The organism is Bradyrhizobium sp. P2_E8 (assembly GCF_056403875.1).
The window spans coordinates 1-2,170 of sequence record NZ_JBFUES010001149.1 but is presented as its reverse complement, the minus strand read 5'-3'; the positions used below and the strand labels follow the sequence as shown (position 1 = coordinate 2,170).

The 2,170-nt window shown below is 63.9% G+C and carries 3 protein-coding genes; 1 reads left to right on the top strand and 2 read right to left on the bottom strand.

Features of this window, described 5'->3' with window-relative positions:
- Nucleotides 1-439: Lrp/AsnC family transcriptional regulator (locus AC1D00_RS37900; protein WP_477014193.1), on the bottom strand; the 439-nt coding region annotated here is incomplete at its 3' end.
- A 121-nt stretch (nucleotides 440-560) separates the two neighbouring features.
- Here AC1D00_RS37900 and hppD point away from each other — a divergent pair.
- A complete protein-coding gene (hppD, locus tag AC1D00_RS37895; RefSeq protein ID WP_477014192.1) occupies nucleotides 561-1,679 on the top strand; it encodes a 4-hydroxyphenylpyruvate dioxygenase in 1,119 nt (372 codons plus the stop codon).
- Between the two features lie 81 nt (nucleotides 1,680-1,760).
- Here hppD and AC1D00_RS37890 read toward each other — a convergent pair.
- A partial coding sequence (locus tag AC1D00_RS37890) for a CoA transferase (protein WP_477014191.1) occupies nucleotides 1,761-2,170 on the bottom strand: 410 nt, incomplete at its 5' end.

Sequence of the window (2,170 nt, the reverse complement as noted above, 5' to 3'; positions counted from 1 at the left end):
CCTTCAGCCGGTCGAGCACGATCGAGGAACGCACATGCGCCACGCTCTGGTGCGGCATCAACACGTCGTTGACGAGGTTGGAGAGGCCCTTCAAATCGCGCAGCACGGCTTTCAGCACGTAATCGGCATCGCCCGTCAGCGAGTAGGCCTCCTGGATCTCGTCGATGCGATTGACCAGCGCGCGGAACCGCTTGGAATTGTCCGGCGAGTGGGTCGCGAGCCCCACCTGGATGAAGGCGATCACCCCGAAACCGAGCGCCTCGCTGGAGAGATCAGCGTGATAGCCCGATATCACCTTCTCCTCCTCCAGCCGCATCCGCCGGCGCGAGCATTGCGAGGCCGAGAGACCCGCGAGATCGGCGAGCTCCTGGTTGGTGAGGCGGCCGTCGTCCTGGAGCGCGCCGAGGATCTTGAGGTCGAAAGCGTCCACCGAAATCATGCGCGTTTTATCCATCTGATGCATGGATCGTGCATATGATAGCCAAATGACGTCCCGTTTGCACGCATCTTGCGCGTCCCATGAAGGATAGTTCCTCCCAGCAGCCATTTGGGAGAGCAGCATGGGTCCGTTTCCGCACGATGCACCGCCGGCCACTGTTAGCGCCGACAATCCGATGGGCACCGACGGGTTCGAGTTCGTCGAATATGCCCATCCCAATCCGGGCGAGCTGCACGCGCTGTTCAAGCTGATGGGCTATGCGCCCGTCGCGCGCCACAAGACCAAGGCAATCACGGTCTATCGCCAGGGCGACATCAACTATCTCGTCAACGAGGAGCCCGGCACCCACGGCTACGATTTCGTCGCCGCGCATGGTCCCTGTGCCCCGTCGATGGCGTTTCGCGTGGTCGATGCGAAGGCGGCCTATGACCGCGCGATCGCACTCGGCGCTGAGCCCGCCGATGTGTCATCGGCGCAGAAGACGCTCGACGTGCCCGCGATCAAGGGCATCGGCGGCAGCCTGCTCTATTTCGTCGATCGCTACGGCGCCAAGGGCTCGGCCTACGATGACGAGTTCGAATGGCTTGGCGCGCGCGATCCCAAGCCGGCTGGTGCCGGCCTGTTCTATCTCGACCACCTCACCCACAACGTCCACCGCGGCCGCATGGATGTGTGGACGGGCTTCTACCAAAAGCTGTTCAACTTCCGCCAGATCCGCTTCTTCGACATCGAGGGGCGCGCGTCGGGCCTGTTCTCGCGCGCGCTGACCAGCCCCGACGGCAAGATCCGGATTCCGATCAACGAGGATGCCGGCGAGTCCGGCCAGATCGAGGAATATCTGAATATCTATCGCGGCGAAGGCATCCAGCACATCGCCTGCGGCTGCCGCGACATCCACCGCACCATCGAAGGCCTGCGCGAAGCCGGCCTGCCCTTCATGCCGTCGCCGCCAAACACCTACTTCGAGCGGATCGACGCCCGCCTGCCCGGGCATGGCGAGGACATCGCGCGGCTTCAGAAGAACGGCATCCTGATCGACGGCGAAGGCGTCGTCGACGGCGGCCAGACCAAGGTGCTGCTCCAGATCTTCTCGGCCAACGCGATCGGCCCGATCTTCTTCGAGTTCATCCAGCGCAAGGGCGATGACGGCTTTGGCGAGGGCAACTTCAAGGCCCTGTTCGAATCGATCGAGGAGGACCAGATCCGGCGCGGCGTGCTGAAGGTGGATGACGCGGCTTAGGGCTCGCGCTTCTAGCCAGACTGCAGCGTCACAACAGGTGTCGTCCCGGCGAAGGCCGGGACCCATAACCCCAGGGAGAGGTTACCCCTTCCACGCCTTCGTCACCGCGGCGATCTCCGCGCCCTCCGGTTCGCGCACCGCGGATGGCGTGCGTGAGAATCGCGGCGCGGGCGCGGGCTGTTTCACGCCGTGGCGTTCGACGAACACATTTCGGGCGACCATGTGCGGATGCTGCGTCGCCTCCGACATGGTCAGCACCGGCGCGAAGCAGATGTCGGTGCCTTCCATGATCTTGCACCAGTCCTCGCGCGTCTTGCTCTTGAACACGGCTTTCAGCTTTTCCTTCAGCGCCGGCCAGGCCTTGCGGTCCATCTGCGCGTCGAAATCGGCGTCGGAGAGGCCCGCGTGCTGGCGCAGCAGCGCGTAGAACTGCGGCTCGATCGAACCGATCGAGACGAATTGGCCGCAGGCGCATTCGTAGACGCCGTAGA

Excerpts from the sequence above, each read along its gene's own strand:
- hppD (WP_477014192.1), top strand. The coding sequence starts at position 561 with ATGGGTCCGTTTCCGCACGATGCACCGCCGGCCACTGTTAGCGCCGAC.